This is a genomic window from Nocardioides pinisoli (genome assembly GCF_024199985.1).
GTDB lineage: Bacteria > Actinomycetota > Actinomycetes > Propionibacteriales > Nocardioidaceae > Nocardioides > Nocardioides pinisoli.
Genome location: NZ_JANARS010000005.1, coordinates 337522 through 352712, shown reverse-complemented (window position 1 = coordinate 352712; position 15191 = coordinate 337522). Strand labels below are relative to the sequence as shown.

The 15191-nt window shown below is 73.7% G+C and carries 11 protein-coding genes and 1 riboswitch; of the genes, 5 read left to right on the top strand and 6 right to left on the bottom strand.

All coding sequences use genetic code 11. The features are described from left to right. Positions 1–80: 80 nt before the first annotated feature. The 4 genes from NCI01_RS13500 (at position 81) to NCI01_RS13485 (ending at position 6571) form a co-directional block, all read left to right on the top strand. Positions 81–665: a hypothetical protein gene (locus NCI01_RS13500; protein WP_254182003.1), complete on the top strand. Its 585-nt coding sequence runs from the start codon at positions 81–83 to the stop codon at positions 663–665. A 202-nt stretch (positions 666–867) separates the two neighbouring features. Beyond that, entirely contained in the window at positions 868–4197 is a 3330-nt protein-coding gene (locus NCI01_RS13495) for an ATP-binding protein (protein ID WP_254182002.1), read from the top strand. 69 nt (positions 4198–4266) lie between these two features. After that, positions 4267–5715, top strand: a complete 1449-nt coding sequence (locus NCI01_RS13490; protein ID WP_254182001.1) for an FAD-binding oxidoreductase — start codon at positions 4267–4269, stop codon at positions 5713–5715. A gap of 73 nt (positions 5716–5788) precedes the next feature. Continuing rightward, positions 5789–6571 carry a PIG-L deacetylase family protein gene (locus NCI01_RS13485; RefSeq protein WP_254182000.1) on the top strand — a complete coding sequence of 261 codons (783 nt, stop codon included), beginning with the start codon at positions 5789–5791 and terminating at the stop codon, positions 6569–6571. A gap of 21 nt (positions 6572–6592) precedes the next feature. Here NCI01_RS13485 and NCI01_RS13480 read toward each other — a convergent pair whose 3' ends face one another. The 6 genes from NCI01_RS13480 to NCI01_RS13455 form a co-directional block, all read right to left on the bottom strand. Continuing rightward, complete coding sequence (locus NCI01_RS13480) at positions 6593–7615, bottom strand: ribonucleotide-diphosphate reductase subunit beta (RefSeq protein ID WP_254181999.1); 1023 nt, start codon at positions 7613–7615, stop codon at positions 6593–6595. Next, positions 7612–10026, bottom strand: coding sequence for a ribonucleoside-diphosphate reductase subunit alpha (locus NCI01_RS13475; RefSeq protein WP_254181998.1), 2415 nt, complete (start codon positions 10024–10026; stop codon positions 7612–7614). The genes NCI01_RS13480 and NCI01_RS13475 overlap by 4 nt, the downstream gene beginning before the upstream one ends. Before the next feature lie 128 nt (positions 10027–10154). Then, positions 10155–10378, bottom strand: a riboswitch (cobalamin riboswitch). Positions 10379–10442: 64 nt separating this feature from the next. Next, the gene (locus tag NCI01_RS13470; RefSeq protein ID WP_254181997.1) at positions 10443–11345 is read right to left on the bottom strand and encodes a pseudouridine-5'-phosphate glycosidase; all 903 of its coding nucleotides are present in this window, start codon (positions 11343–11345) and stop codon (positions 10443–10445) included. Between the two features lies 1 nt (position 11346). Further along, positions 11347–12252 (bottom strand): carbohydrate kinase family protein, encoded by a 906-nt coding sequence (locus tag NCI01_RS13465; protein ID WP_254181996.1) that lies wholly within the window; start codon positions 12250–12252, stop codon positions 11347–11349. A 35-nt stretch (positions 12253–12287) separates the two neighbouring features. After that, a complete protein-coding gene (locus NCI01_RS13460) occupies positions 12288–13505 on the bottom strand; it encodes an MFS transporter (RefSeq protein ID WP_254181995.1) in 1218 nt (405 codons plus the stop codon). Next, the gene (locus NCI01_RS13455) at positions 13498–13836 is read right to left on the bottom strand and encodes a DUF3054 domain-containing protein (protein WP_254181994.1); all 339 of its coding nucleotides are present in this window, start codon (positions 13834–13836) and stop codon (positions 13498–13500) included. Before NCI01_RS13455 ends, NCI01_RS13460 begins: the two co-directional genes overlap by 8 nt. A 33-nt stretch (positions 13837–13869) precedes the next feature. Here NCI01_RS13455 and NCI01_RS13450 point away from each other — a divergent pair, with 33 nt between their 5' ends. Then, entirely contained in the window at positions 13870–15177 is a 1308-nt protein-coding gene (locus tag NCI01_RS13450; protein WP_254181993.1) for a cytochrome P450, read from the top strand. Positions 15178–15191: the final 14 nt, after the last annotated feature.

Here is a 15191-nt window from a genome sequence, read left to right as displayed (position 1 = left end):
AGTGACCGGCAAGTCCCCGCTGACAGCGTGGGACCACAGCCCGGTCCTCTCCGGGCGTCGTCCACCCGAAGGAGACACCGATGTCCCTGCAGTCCACCCGCCGCATCCGCCGTACCGCGCTGGCCTCGTCGCTGACCGCCGCGCTGACCCTCCCGTTCCTCTCGCTGGCCGCACCGTCCGCGTCGGCCCACGACGACGGCGGATCGCACGGCTACGGCTCCAGCGTCCGGGACGTGCCGAAGCCCGCCCTCCGCGAGCTGATGCAGCTCAAGGGTCGGCTGGCCCGCTACCGATCCCCGGCCGCGGCCGTCGCGGACGGCTACCTGCCGAGCACCGAGTGCGCCGCCTCGCCCGGCGGAGGCATGGGCTACCACTACGTGAACCCGAGCCTGATGGGTCCGATCGACCCGGAGCGCCCGCCGATCCTCGTCTACGTCCCCAGCGCCGGCGGCCTGACGCTCGGTGCCGTCGAGTGGTTCGCCCCCGACGGCGACCAGGACGTCACGACCTCGGACGACCGGCCCGACCTGCTCGGCGTGCCGTTCGACGGTCCGATGCCCGGCCACGAGCCCGGGATGCCGGTCCACTACGACCTGCACGCGTGGCTCTTCAAGCACAACCCGGACGGGCTGCTCGCCGCCTTCAACCCCACGGTCCACTGCTGACCGGCCGTCACCCCGGAAGGATCGTCGTGGACACGACTCCCACCGACCACCCGACCGCCCGCCCCCGCCACCGCCACACGTGGACCTGCTACTGGGACCACCGTCGCGCGGGCTGGGTCTGCCCGGCGCACCGCTCACCGGAGCCAGCTCCACCCGCCTGAAAGGGGGCGACGCACGGCCCCGCCTGTGTCACCATGCCGCCGTGGCGCTGACCTACGTTGCCTTCGGGGAGACCGCCGTGGTCGTCGACGGGGTCAGCGTGCCGGTGACGCGCGGGCGCGAGCGTGGCGTGCTGTGCGCGCTGCTCGCCGCCCACGGCGAGCACGTCCCGGCCGAGCGTCTCGCGATCGAGGTGTGGGGCGCGGAGGCGTCCGACCGCGTGCTCGCCTCGGTCCAGGTGGCCGTGTCCCGCCTGCGCCGACTCCTCGAGCCCCGACGTCGGCCGGGTGACCGGTCCGCGCTGGTGAGCACCGCCGCCGGCTACGCGATCGCCGCGGACATCGCGGACGTCGACACGTGGGCCTTCGAGGCGGCCGCCCGCGATGCGCTGGGTGCGGGCGACGGCCGCGAGGCCCTGGCGGCTACGGACGCGGCGCTCGCGTGCTGGACCGGTACGCCGTACGCGACCGTCGACGGCCAGCTGGTCCGGGCGGCCGCCGACCGGCTCGTCGAGCTGCGCCTGGCCGTGCAGGAGCAGCGCATCCGTGCCCTGCTCGAGGTCGGCCGCGCTGAGGACGCGCTGCGGGACGCCGCCGAGGTCGCCGGGCAGAACCCCTACAGCGAGCGGTTGTGGGCGCTGCTCGCGCTCGCCCAGTACCGCTGCGCGCGGCAGGCGGACGCGCTCGCCACGCTCCGCGCGCTGCGGGAGCGGCTCTCCGACGAGCTGGGCGTGGACCCGTCGGCGGAGGTGCGCACCCTCGAGCAGCGGCTGCTGCGCCAGGACCCCGACCTGATGGTGCCGGCGAGGGTGCCCGACGACGCGCTCGGCCACCTCGACGCCGTCGCGGGTGCGGGCGATGCCCGCGGAACGGCTCACGACCCGGCGCGCGGGCCCGTGACCGTGGGCCGCGAGGACACCACCCGCTTCGCCTCCGCCGTCGTCGCGCGGGCGGGCACGACGGGTCGCACCCGGTTCCTGCTCGTCGCCGGTGAGCCGGGCATCGGCAAGTCCCGGCTCGCGCAGGACGTGGCGCGGCGTGCGGGCGACGACGGCTGGCGCGTGGTGGTCGGGCGTGCCCACGAGGGTGGCTACGCACCTGCCCTGTGGCCGTGGCTGGCGATGGTGCGTGAGCTCGCCGCCGACGACGGCGAGAGCGCGTCCGACCCACGACTGGCACCGCTGCTCGACGACGCGGACGTCGAGGACACCGGCGCCGGCGCCGGCCTGCGGATGTTCGACGCCGTCGTCGACCTGCTCGCGCGCTCTGCCGCGCGCCGGCCGCTGCTGGTCGTGCTGGAGGACGTCCACTGGGCCGACTCCACCTCGCTCCAGCTGCTGCGCCACCTGGCCGACACCGCCCCCGACGCGCCCCTCGCCGTCGTGATCACCCGGCGCACGACCGAGACGGTCACCGGCGACCAGCTGGTCGACACCATGGCCACGCTCGCCCGCGCCGGTGCCGAGCGACTGCGCGTCGACGGGCTGGACCGCGCCGGCGTGGGCGACCTGCTGGAGTCCACGCTCGGCTCGTCGGTCGTCGGCGCTGAGCTGGTGCGCCACGTCTCGTCCGTCACGGCCGGCAACCCGTTCTTCGTGCTCCAGTACGCCCGGCTGCTGGCGAGCCTGCCCGACCTGGCCTCGGTGGAGCCCGCCACGCTGCCGGTGCCGGACGGCATCACCGACGTGCTGCGCCAGCGCATCGAGCGGCTCTCGCCCGAGGGGATCGGCCTCCTGACGGCCGCCGCGGTCGTGAACCGCACCATCGACACAGCCCTCGTCGCCGAGCTGAGCGGGCTGGACGTGGACCGCTCCCTGGAGCTCCTCGACCAGGCGGTGGCGAGCGGGCTCGCGGAGGAGCACGAGCACGGCTATGCGTTCGTGCACGCCCTGGCCCGGGAGGCCCTGAGCTCTCGGATGGGGGCCGCCCGTCGGATGCACCTCCACGACCGCGCGGCACGCATCCTCGAGCAGCGCGGCGGGGACGACCGCGACGCTGCGGCCGACGTCGCGCACCATGCGCAGCTGGCCGCCCCGCTCGGTGCCGAGCAGGCGCGGCGCGCCGTCGTGTGGCTGTCCCGGGCAGCGGAGGTCGCCGCCGCGCGGTCCGCCCACCAGGAGGCGCTCGACCTGTGGTCGCTCGCGCTCACGCACGCCCGGAGCGAGTCCTCGGAGGCCGCTCGCGCGCAGCGGGGCCGCGCGGCCGCCCTCCTCCGGCTGGGACGGACGCCCGAGGCGCGTACGGCGGTCGAGGAGGCGGTCGAGACCGCCCGGGACCTGGCGCGGTGGGACCTCGTCGCCGAGGCCGCCGCCATTCTCGGTGGGGCCGGGGTGTGGAGCTGGCGCGAGCACGGCAAGGTCGACCACGAGTTCATCGGCATGCTGACCGAGGCGGCCGAGCACCTCGAGCTCGCTCCCCGCGCCCGGGTGCTCGCCACGCTCCAGATGGAGCACTACTACGGCCCGCGCGGTGACGTCGTGCAGGAGTACGGCGATGAGTCGGTGCGGATCGCCCGCAGCATGGGGGACCGGGCGCTGCTCGACGAGATGCTGATGGTGCGCATGGTCGGCATGATGGGCAGCGGCGACATGACCGGCAGGGTCGAGCTCGTCGAGGAGCTGGTGGCCCGCCGGCCGCGCGGGGAGATCGAGCTCGCCGCGCTCTTCTACCTCGGCCTCCTGCGCTACGAGTGCCTCCAGGTCGAGGCGGCCGACGACGCGATGGCGCGGTGCGGCGCGGCGGCCGAGGCGCTGAGGCACAGCGGTGTCGACATCCCGCTCGCGTGGTGGCACTGGGCGCGCGCCCACGACGCGGAGTCGCCGGAGGCCGGGGCTCTGGGCGACCGGGCGCTCGAGATGCACCGCCGCGCGGGCTTCATCGCCGCCCGCGAGCTCGAGTGCCTGCACGCGCTGCACTCACGCCCCGTGGGCGCGTCCGTCCCCCCGAGCGCCGTCGCGCTCGCGGCCGGCGGCAGCGCGGCCCTGCGTGCCGTCACCGCCTGGGCGCTGGTCGAGGACGGCGACCTCGACGGGGCCCGCGACGTGCTCGGCCCGGCGGCCCCGGTGCAGGAGATCACCTACAGCTCGACGGTCGGCCGGTGCCTCCGGGTCGCGGTGCTCGCTGCCCTCCGCGACCTCGACGGCGTCCGCGAGACCATGCCGCTGATCGAGCCCTACCTGGGCGTCCCGGCCAACTACGGCTCGATCTTCCACTACGGCGTGGTCGACCACTTCCACGCCCTCGGCCTCGAGGCGCTCGGTGACCCCCGCGCCGCCGAGGCGGCCGCGCGTGCCGTCGAGCTCAACGCTCGGCTCGAGTGCCGTCCGTGGCAGCGACGTTCGCAGGTTCTCGCGGGTCGGCTGGGCGCCCGGTAAGGCGCGTGCAGGCGTCCGGCAAGGACGTCGCCGGATGCTCCTCCTGTCGCACCGACCAGAGGAGAAGAGATGAACGCCGACAACACCACCCTCGACCGGGCCGAGGCCACGGTCGCCGCCACCCTCGACCACCCCGACCGCAGTCAGGTCCTCGCGGACCTGCGCCGCCGGGTCGCGGGCACGGTCCACACCCCCGGCGACCCCGACTGGGACGTCGCGAGGATGCCGTGGAACGTCGTGGTCGACCAGCAGCCGCTCGCCGTCGTGGACGTCCGCGACGAGGGCGACGTCCGGGCCGCGGTCCGCTGGGCCGTGGACCTCGGCTTCCAGGTCACCGCCCAGCCCACGGGTCACGGCGCCGTGCACGGCCTCGGCGGCGACGTGCTGCTGCTGCGCACCGGCGCCCTGCAGGACATCGTCGTGGACGAGCAGAGGCGCACCGCCACAGTCGGTGCCGGCGTCAAGGCCGGAGCACTGCTGGCCGCGCTCGACGGCACCGGGCTGACCTTCCTCGCCGGGTCGAGCTCCGACCCGACGGTCGTCGGGATGACGCTCACGGGCGGCATCAGCTGGTTCGGTCGGGCCTACGGGATCGGCTCGGACAGCATCGTGTCGGTGGAGCTGGTCGACGGCCTCGGCCGCCACCGCACGCTGAGCGCCGCGAGCCACGGACCGGACGCAGACCTGTTCTGGGCCGTGCGCGGAGGAGGTGGGGACTTCGGCGTCGTCACCCGGATGGAGGTCGCCCTGCACCCGGCTCCGCACGTCTGGGGAGGTCGCCTGCTGTGGCCGCTGGAGCGGCTCCCGGAGCTCCTGCGGGTGTTCGCCCGCTCGACCGCTGAGGCGCCGGAGACCCTCAGCACGTGGCTGCACGCCTACCAGTTCCCGCCGCTCCCGGAGGTGCCCGAGCCGTTCCGCGGCCGCTCGTTCGCCAGCGTCGCCGTCGCGTTCCTCGGGGAGGCCGAGGAGGGTGAGCGGCTGCTGGCGCCCTACCGCGTGGTGCCGGACCTCGCGATGGACCTCACGGGGGACGTGCCCCTCGCCGAGCTGGACGGGATCGCCGCCGAGCCCACCGACCCCACCCCGGGGATGGAGTGGTCGCAGCTCCTGTCGCGCCTGGACGAGGACACGATGGACGCCTTCGTGCGCGCGGTCGGCGCGGGCAGCGGCTCGCCGCTGCCGGTGGTGCAGGTGCGCCACCTCGGCGGTGCCTTCACCCGTACGCCGGACGGCGGCGGCGCGCACGGCCCGGTGCGCGAGCCGTACAACCTGTTCCTGCTCGGCATCCCCGCCGTCCCGGAGCTGGTCCCGGTGATCGAGGCGTGCTTCGAGCGCACCGGCGCAGCCGTGGCCGACGCCGCGAGCGGACGGACGCTGCTCAACTTCGGCGGCGCCCACGCGCGCTCGACGTGGTGGTCGGACGCCGACCGGGAGCGACTGGTCCGGGCCAAGGGCGAGTCCGACCCGCTGGGGACCCTGCGCAGCAACCGTCCCGTCGAGGCGACGACGGCGCCGTGAGCCGGCGTGCACCTTGCCGCCGGGGCACCCGAGCGGTGACGCTGGCCCAGCACACTGACGAGGGGACCACGACATGACCGGCAGCACGCCTCCCGCCCGACCGCGAGCGCCGAGGGTGCAGGTCGTCGTGGCCCACCCCGACGACGAGACGTTCGGCTGCGGCTCGCTGCTCCTGCACGCCGCGGACCGGGGTGCACGCACCGCCGTGGTGTGCGCGTCCCGGGGCGAGGCGGGGGAGTCGACCACCCCTCATGACGACCTGGGTGCCGTGCGGGAGGCCGAGCTGCGCACGGCAGCGCGGCTGCTCGGCGTCGAGCGGGTGGCCCTGCTGGGCTTCGCCGACTCGGGCATGGCGGGCGAGCCGGGGCCCGGGACGGTGTGCGGCGCCACCGAGGACGCGCTGGTCGCGGCGATCCTCGCCGAGGTGCGCGCGTTCTCGCCCGACGTGCTGGTCACCCTCGACGGCAGCGACGGGCACCGCGACCACGTGCTGGTGCGCGATGCGGTGCTGCGCGCCGCCGAGGACGCCGCGGTGCCGCGCGTCTACGTCGCCTGCCTCTCACGGTCCCTGATGCGGCGCTGGGCCGACCACCAGCAGGTCGTCAACCCCGGCTCGCCCTACCTCGACGTCGACGAGGCCCGGCTCGGCACGCCCGACGACGAGATCACGACCGTGGTCGACGTGGGCGAGCACCGTCGCGCCCTCGACCTGGCGATGGCGGCGCACGCCTCGCAGTCCTCGCCCTACGTCGGCCTCCCCGGTGGTCTGGCCGACGACTTCCTCGACACCGCCCGCGCGCGGCGCGTCGTCCCGCCGTGGACGGGCGGCCCGAGGGAGTCCGAGCTGCTCGCCTGACACGCCGCGCACGTGCGGCCCTCAGAAGTCCTCGTCGAACCCGACGGCGCCGGTGACGCCGACCTGGTAGGCCGAGACCTTGCGCTCGAAGAAGTTGGAGAGCTCCTGCACGTCCTGCAGCTCCATGAACGCCAGGGGGTTCTTCGAGCCGTAGATGACGGGCAGGCCGAGGCGCTCCATCCTGCGGTCGGCGACGTACTCGAGGTAGGAGCGCATGTCGGCCGTCGACAACCCGGCGACGCCACCGCCGAGCAGGTCCTCGGCGAACTGTGCCTCGGCGTCGACGCCGTCCACCATCATCTGCCGGACGTCGGCGGCCATCTGCTCGTCGAAGAGCCCCGGCTCCTCCTCGCGCACCGTGTCGACCACGTCGAACGCGAACGCCATGTGCATCGACTCGTCGCGAAAGACCCAGTTGGTGCCCGACGCGAGCCCGTTGAGGAAGCCGCGCGAGCGCAGGAAGTAGACGTAGGCGAACGCGCCGTAGAAGAACAGCCCCTCGATGACCGCCGCGAAGCAGATCAGGTTGAGCAGGAACTTCCGGCGGTGCTCCTGGGTCTCCAGCGCGTCGAGGTCGAAGACCGAGTCGATCCACCGGAAGCAGAAGTCGGCCTTGGCCTTGATCGAGGGGATGTTGTCGACGGCCGAGAACGCCTCGTGCCGCTCGGTCTCGTCGGGCACGTAGGTGTCGAGCAGCGTCAGGTAGAACTGCACGTGCACCGCCTCCTCGAAGAGCTGGCGCGACAGGTAGAGCCGGCCCTCGGGGGAGTTGACGTGCTGGTAGAGGTTGAGCACCAGGTTGTTGGCCACGATCGTGTCCCCGGTGGCGAAGAACGCCACCAGTCGCGACACCAGGTGCCGCTCGGCCTCGCTGAGCCGGGCGAGGTCCTTGAGGTCGGAGTGCAGGTCGACCTCCTCGACGGTCCAGGTGTTCTTGATCGCGTCGCGGTAGCGGTCGTAGAAGTGCGGGTAGCGCATCGGTCGCAGGGTCAGGTTCATCCCCGGGTCGAGCAGCATCCGGGTGGGGTTCTCGGTGGTGGTCACTGGCAGGCCTCGCAGCTCTCGGGGTCCTCCAGCGAGCAGGCGAGCGCCGCGCCGTCGGAGAAGGTGGTGGGGATGGTCGGGGTGGTCTCGACGACTACGGCGGGCGCGGGGACGCTGACCGACGTCGTCGTCTGCTGGATCCGCGTCGCCGGGCGCGAACGGAGGTAGTAGGTCGTCTTCAGGCCGGACTTCCAGGCGTGCAGGTACATCGACGAGAGCTTCCCGATCGACGGACCGGCGATGAACAGGTTGAGCGACTGGCTCTGGTCGATGAACGGCTGCCGGGCGGCGGCCATGTCGATGAGCGCGCGCTGCGGCAGCTCCCACGCGGTGCGGAAGAGGCGGCGTACGTCGTCGGGGATCGCCGCGACACCCTGCACCGAACCCTCCGCACGCTTGATCTCCTCGCGCACCTCGGCGGTCCACAGGCCGCGCTCCTTCAGCTCGCGCACGAGGGCGGTGTTGACCTGGAGGAACTCGCCGGAGAGCGTCTCGCGCTTGAAGAGGTTGGACACCTGCGGCTCGATGCACTCGTAGCAGCCGGCGATCGAGGCGATCGTCGCCGTCGGCGCGATCGCGACGAGCAACGCGTTGCGCAGGCCGTGCTCGGCGATCCGCTCGCGCAGCGCGGCCCAGCGCTCGACCTGGGTGCCGGTGACGTCCCACAGGTCGGGCTGGAGGACGCCGCCCGCGGCGCGGGTCTCGGCGTAGGCCGGGTGGGGGCCGTGACGCTCGGCCAGCTCGCAGCTGACCTCGAGCGCGGTCAGGTAGATCTCCTCCGAGACCCGGGTCGAGAGCTCGAGCGCCTCGGGGGAGTCGAAGGGCAGGCGCAGGGCGAAGAAGACGTCCTGCAGCCCCATCAGCCCGAGACCGACCGGGCGCCACCGCGGGTTGGATGCGGCCGCCTCGTCGCTGGGGTAGTAGTTGACGTCGATGACGCGGTCCAGCAGCGGGACCGCGGTGCGGACCGTGGCGCGCAGCGCCTCCCAGTCGATGCCGTCGGCGGCGAGGTGCTGGGCGAGGTTGACCGAGCCGAGGTTGCACACGGCGGTCTCGCCGTCGGAGGAGACCTCGATGATCTCGGTGCAGAGGTTGGACAGGTGCACGACCGGGCCGCTCGGCCCCTGTCCGGGAACCTGGTCCCGGGTCTGGTTGCAGGTGCGGTTGCTGGCGTCCTTGAAGGTCATCCAGCCGTTGCCGGTCTGCGCGAGCGTGCGCATCATCCGCCCGTAGAGCTCGCGGGCACTGACCCGCCGCACCACGCGGCCCTCCGCCTCTGCGCGGCGGTAGGCCTCGTCGAACGCCTCGCCCCACAGGTCGGGCAGCTCAGGTGCCTGGTCCGGGTCGATCAGCGACCACGGCTCGTCGGCCTCGACCCGGCGCATGAACTCGTCGGGGACCCAGTGTGCGAGGTTGAGGTTGTGGGTCCGGCGGGCGTCCTCGCCGGTGTTGTCGCGCAGCTCGAGGAACTCCTCGACGTCGGGGTGCCACGGCTCGAGGTAGACGCACGCGGCGCCCTTGCGGCGACCGCCCTGGTTGACCGCAGCGACCGACGAGTCGAGGGTGCGCAGGAACGGCACGATCCCGTTGGACTGACCGTTGGTCCCGCGGATCAGCGCGCCGCGGCTGCGGACGCGGGAGAAGCCGATCCCGATGCCGCCGGCGAACTTCGACAGCTTGGCGACCTGCGCGTAGCGGGAGTAGATCGAGTCGAGGTCGTCGCGCGGGGAGTCGACGAGGTAGCACGAGGACATCTGCGTGTGGCGGGTGCCCGAGTTGAACAGCGTCGGCGACGACGGCAGGTAGGCCAGCCGCGACATCAGCCGGTAGAACTCGATCGCTTCGCCGGTGCTCCGGGCGAGCCCGCACGCCACCCGCAGCAGGAAGTACTGCGGCGTCTCGATCACGAGCCGCGTCGAGGGGTGGCGCAGCAGGTAGCGGTCGTAGACGGTGCGCAGGCCGAAGTACTCGAAGCGGCGGTCGGCCGCCTCGTCGACGGCGAAGTCGAGCTTGCGCGCGTTGTCCTTGACGAACGCCGCGGTCTCGTCGCCGATCAGCCCCTCAGCGTGACCGAGCGCGACCGACTGGCTGAACGACGCGACGCCCTGGTTGCGGACCTCCTTGTCGACGTAGCCCGCCAGCAGGCGCCCGGCGAGCCGGGAGTACTGCGGCTCCTCGCCGATCATCTCCGCGGCGGTCTGGATCGACAGCCGGTCGAGCTCGGCGGTGGTGGCGCCGTCGTAGAGCCCGCTGATGGTGCGCGTGGCGACGCGCATCGGGTCGACGTGCGCCAGGTCGGCGCCCACCCGGTCGACGGCGCGGACGATCTTGTTGACGTCGACGGGCTCGTCGTCGCCGTTCCTCTTGCGGACCTGCATCGCGGTGCGGCCCGGTGACTCGGTGATGGTCACTTCTCTCTCCTCGCGAGACGGACGTGAGGTCCGGGTCGCGCGGGGAGGGGAGGGGTACGACGGGCGCGCTGGCGCGACGTCGTAGGAGCCCACCGGCCTTCCCACGAGGCCTCGGACCACCGCACCCGGTCGGGTGCGGTGCGCTGGCAGGTCTTCGGACTCGCGGGCGCGCCTCACGGATCTCTCCGCTCGACCCCTACTGGCCGTCGCTTCCCAGACCTCTCGGTCCAGTGCTTGGTGACGGCTGTCGTTCCCACTCACCGCTGCGGGGCAGTCCCGGAGTCACACCGGGTTCCCTCTTGCCTCGACGCGCCCGGGTTGGCGCGGCGAACCAGCTGCGTCGACCACCATATGTGGGGGCGCGGAAGAAGTGGGGGACCACATCTTGTGTCGGCGTGTTGGTGCCGACGAGGGGCTCAGCGCGCGGCGTGCTCGCGCGCGATCGCGGCGCCGAGGCGGGCGTTGTGCTCGACCAGCGCGATGTTGGCGGTGAGCGACGCGCCGCCGCTGATCTCGACGATGCGGCCCAGCAGGTAGGGGGTGGCGTCCTTGCCGGTGATGCCGAGGCGGTCCATGTCGGCGAGCGCCTGCTCGATGATCACGCCGATCTCCTCGGCCGGGATCTCCGACTCGGCCGGGATCGGGTTGGCGACGACGACGCCGCCGGCCAGCCCGAGGTCCCACTTGGCCCGCACCAGCGCGGCGACCTCGGCGGGGGAGTCGACGCGCATCGGCGCGGCGAAGCCCGACGAGCGCGAGTAGAACGACGGGAACTCGTCCGTGCCGTAGCCCAGGACCGGCACCCCCAGCGTCTCGAGCTTCTCGAGGGTCAGCCCGATGTCGAGGATGCTCTTCACCCCGGCGCAGACCACCGCCACCGACGTCGTCGCGAGCTCGGTCAGGTCGGCCGACACGTCGTACGACGTCTCCGCCCCGCGGTGCACGCCGCCGAGGCCGCCGGTGACGAACACGCGGATGCCGGCGAGGGCCGCGAGCCGCATCGTCGACGCGACGGTCGTCGCGCCGTGCAGCCCGCGCGAGACGACGTAGGGCAGGTCGCGGATCGAGACCTTCATGACCGACGCGTCGGAGGCGAGGAGCTCGAGGTCGTCGGCGGACAGCCCGATGGTCGGCCTGCCGTGGAGCACCGCGATGGTCGCCGGCACGGCGCCGCCGTCGCGGACGATGCCCTCCACGGTGCGCGCCATCTCGACGTTCTGCGGGTAGGGCATGCCGTGGCTGATGATCGTGCTCTCCAGCGCGACGACCGGCTGCCCGGACGCCAGTGCGTCGCGGACCTCGTCGGTGACGGTCAGCATGTCAGGACCCCTTCTCGGACGGGAGCTGCTCGATGGCGGCGGCCAGGTCGGGCCGGACGGTGTGCGGACTGGCGACGGTGGCGGCCGCGGCGCGGTGGCCCTCGCGGGCGGCCTCGACCGGGCTGGCGCCGCGCAGCCAGGCAGCCACCCAGGCGGCCAGCATCGCGTCGCCGGCACCGGTGACGTCGACGACCTCGGCGGGGACCGTCGCCAGGTGGACCGGCTCCCCATCGCGGCTGCACATCCAGGATCCGTCGGCGCCGAGCCGCACCCAGACGTGGTCGACCCCGCGCCCGTGCAGGTCGTCGACCGAGGCGCGCCACTCGGCGGGTCCCCGACCGGTGATGGCGGCCAGCTCGTCGGAGTTGGGCGTGACGAGGAAGAGGTCGTGCACGAGGTCGGCGAGCCGGTCGGCCTTCGCCACCGAGACCGGCTCGAAGGCGAGCGGCACCCCCGCCTCGGCCGCGGCGCCGACGACCCGGACCGCCTGGTCGCGGGCGAGGTTGCCGTCGAGCACGACCAGCGCCGCGTCGGTCAGGTGGACGGTCTCGAGCCGCAGCTCGTCGACGACCGCCATGTCGGACACGGCGGCCACGAGCTCGCCGCGGTCGTCGAGCACGGCGGTGTAGGTGCCGGTCGCGCCGGGTGCGCGGCGTACGGCCGACACGTCGGCGCCGCACGCGGCCGTCACCCGCAGCGCCTCCTCGCCGAAGGCGTCGTCGCCCACGGCCGACACCAGCCGCACCGGTGCGCCGAGCAGGCCGAGGCAGGCGGCGACGTTGCGGCCGACGCCGCCGGGGGAGATCCGCGTGCGGCCGGGGTTGCTGGACGCGGGGACGAGCGGCGCGGACGTGCGGGCGACCACGTCCATGTTGGTCCCGCCGACGACCACCACCCACTGCCTCACGCGCAGATCCTGACAGAGGCGGCGCCGAGTGCGGGTCAGATCTCGTCGTCGACGTACGTCGGCCGCGCCACGCGCACGCCCGCGAGGGTCAGCGGCACGGAGGTGAGGGCGAGCAGGACCAGGATCAGCGTCCAGCCGCCGGTGGCCTCGTGGACGAGGCCCACGAGGAAGGGCCCGATGGCGGCGAGCGCGTAGCCGACCGGCTGCACGAAGCCGGAGAGCTGCGCGGTCACCGATGGGTGCCGGGTGCGGGCGGCGATGAGCGCGATCGCGGTCGGGAAGGCGAGCCCGGAGTAGCCGAGCATCAGCGCCCACAGCCAGGGGACCGTGGCCGGCGCGACGACCAGCCCGCTGTAGCCGAGGGCGAGCAGGACGCCGAAGGACACTGCCATCACGCGCAGGCCCCGACCGCGCTCGATGATCGTCGGCAGGACCAGGGCGCCGGCGATGCCGACGCTCGACAGCAGCGCCTGGAGGGCGCCGGCGTGCGAGGCGGAGATGCCGGCGTCGCGGTAGACCTGCGGCAGCCAGCCGAACTGCACGTAGGCGTGCATCGACTGCACGCCGAAGAGGACCGTCAGCGCCACGGCGGTCGGTGAGTGCACGATGCGACCGCTGGGGGCCGCGTCCCCGCTGACCTGGTGCTCGGCGGGGGAGCGGCGCTCGTGCACGGTGAGCCAGGCCCACAGCGGCAGCGCGATCGCCGCGAGGAGTCCCCACATGCCGAGGCCGGCGCGCCACGAACCGGCCGCCTCGCTGACCGGGGCCGTCGCCACCGAGCTGAGGGTGGCACCGACGACGAGTCCGGTGCCGTAGACGGTCATGAGGGCGACGGCGTGCCCGTGGGCCTTGATCCACGCCGGCACCAGGACGTTGCCGACGGCCATCCCGGCCAGTCCGACGACGGTGAGCAGCAGGAAGACCGGGACGTCGTCCGTCGTGACGCGCAGGAGCAGGCCGAGGGCGGCCAGGGCGAGGCCGATCGTGATGCCGGCGGTCATCCCGACCCTGCGCGCGAAGGCCACCGAGACGGCACCGACGAGGCCGAAGACCAGTCCGGGCAGGCCGGTCATCGCCCCGGCGACCGCGGCACTCATGCCGAGCCCGGTCCGCAGCTCCTCGAGCACCGGTCCGACCGACGACGCGCCCGGTCGCAGGTTGACCGAGACGAGCACCACGGCGGCGAGGAGGACGCCGAACGCGAGGCCGGTGGAGCGTACGGCGTCGCGCGTGCGGGCGGCGGCGTCAGCCACGGGCACCGAACCTCGCACCGAGCCTGGGCAGGACCAGGAGCGCGCCCAGGACGAGCGTGGCCACCACGACGAACGCGGTCGCGGTGCCCTGCCCGCTCGCCTGCCGCAGCACCATGCCCCCGACGAGCGCCCCGACCCACACGACCACGCCGGAGGTGACCGCGGCCGGCGGTCGCCTCGCGACGGCCAACGCCGCCCATGCGACCACGGTGCCGGCGAGGAAGGGCCAGGCGGTCGTCCACCAGCCGGCAGCGGTGAGGGAGTCGTAGTGGCTGAGCCGCCCGATCACCGCGAAGACGGCGACGAGCAGGAGGTCGACCACGAGCCACATGCCGGTCAGCCTAGGCAGCACTACCCTCGGGTCATGTCGTCGCCCGCCACTGAGCTCCGCTCGGGCGTCCACTGGGGCGTCGCCCACGGCCTGCCCACGCTGTTCCTGCGGCGCGCTGCTGCCAAGGGTGACCTCCAGGCCCGGCTGATCCGGCTCGGGGCGACCGGCACCGACGAGGTCTTCGACCTGGTCGAGGAGATCCGCTCGCGCGGCCCGGTCTACCGCTCCCGCATCGGCTACGTCACGACGAGCCATGCCGCCGTGCGGCACGTGCTCACCAGCGACGACTTCCGCACGGGGCTGCCAACGGCCCAGGGGCCGCTGGGTCGGGTCTCGCGCTGGGCCGCCCCCACCACGCTCCACCCCGTCGAGCCGCCGTCGCTGCTGGTGACCGAGCCGCCCGACCACACGCGCTACCGGAAGCTCGTGACCCGCGTCTTCACGATGCGGGCCGTGGAGCGGCTGCGCGAGCGCACCGAGGAGATCGCCGCCGACCTCCTCGACCAGCTCGAGCGGCGGGCGTCGGGGCCCGTCGACCTCGTCGAGACCTACTGCTCCGTGCTGCCCGTCACCGTCATCGCCGAGATCCTCGGCGTGCCCGAGCGGGACCGGGGCCAGGTGCTCGCCTTCGGCTCGGCCGCGGCACCGAGCCTCGACCTCGGGCTGGGGTTCCGGCTCTACCGGTCCGTCTCGCGGGCACTGGCGCAGTTCGACGCCTGGCTGGGTGGGCACCTCGAGACGCTGCGCCGCACGCCCGGCGACGACCTGCTCAGCCAGCTCGTCGCCGTCCGCGAGGAGGGCCGTGGGCTCGACGAGACCGAGCTCAAGGCGACGGCCGGGCTGGTCCTGGCGGCCGGCTTCGAGACGACCGTCAACCTGCTCGGCAACGGCATCGCCCTGCTCCACGACCACCCCGCCGAGCGGGCGCGGCTCGCGGCCGACCCGTCCCTGTGGCCCAACGTCGTCGAGGAGGCGCTGCGCCTCGACCCGCCCGTGCTGCTCACCGCGCGCATGGCCGTGCGTGACACCCAGGTCGCGGGGCGAGACGTGCGTGGCGGATCCATGGTCACCGCGATCCTCGGCGGGGCCAACCGCGACCCCGACGTGTTCCCCGACCCGCTGCGCTTCGACGTCGCCCGCGCCAACGCGCGCGAGCACATCTCCTTCTCAGCCGGCCGTCACCACTGCCTCGGTGCCCAGCTCGCGCGGATGGAGGGCGAGGTCGGGCTGTGTGCCATCTGGGAGCGCTTCCCCGACCTGCGGCTCGAGCCCGGCGCCCGGCGCCGCGAGACCCGCATCCTGCGCGGCTTCGAGACGCTCCCCGCCACGTTGCGGCCCTAGCCCCGGCCCAAGAG

Coding starts and splice junctions, on each gene's coding strand:
- NCI01_RS13500 (WP_254182003.1), top strand. CDS start 81: ATGTCCCTGCAGTCCACCCGCCGCATCCGCCGTACCGCGCTGGCCTCG.
- NCI01_RS13490 (WP_254182001.1), top strand. CDS start 4,267: ATGAACGCCGACAACACCACCCTCGACCGGGCCGAGGCCACGGTCGCC.
- NCI01_RS13485 (WP_254182000.1), top strand. CDS start 5,789: ATGACCGGCAGCACGCCTCCCGCCCGACCGCGAGCGCCGAGGGTGCAG.
- NCI01_RS13470 (WP_254181997.1), bottom strand. CDS start 11,345: ATGCTGACCGTCACCGACGAGGTCCGCGACGCACTGGCGTCCGGGCAG.
- NCI01_RS13455 (WP_254181994.1), bottom strand. CDS start 13,836: ATGTGGCTCGTGGTCGACCTCCTGCTCGTCGCCGTCTTCGCGGTGATC.
- NCI01_RS13450 (WP_254181993.1), top strand. CDS start 13,870: ATGTCGTCGCCCGCCACTGAGCTCCGCTCGGGCGTCCACTGGGGCGTC.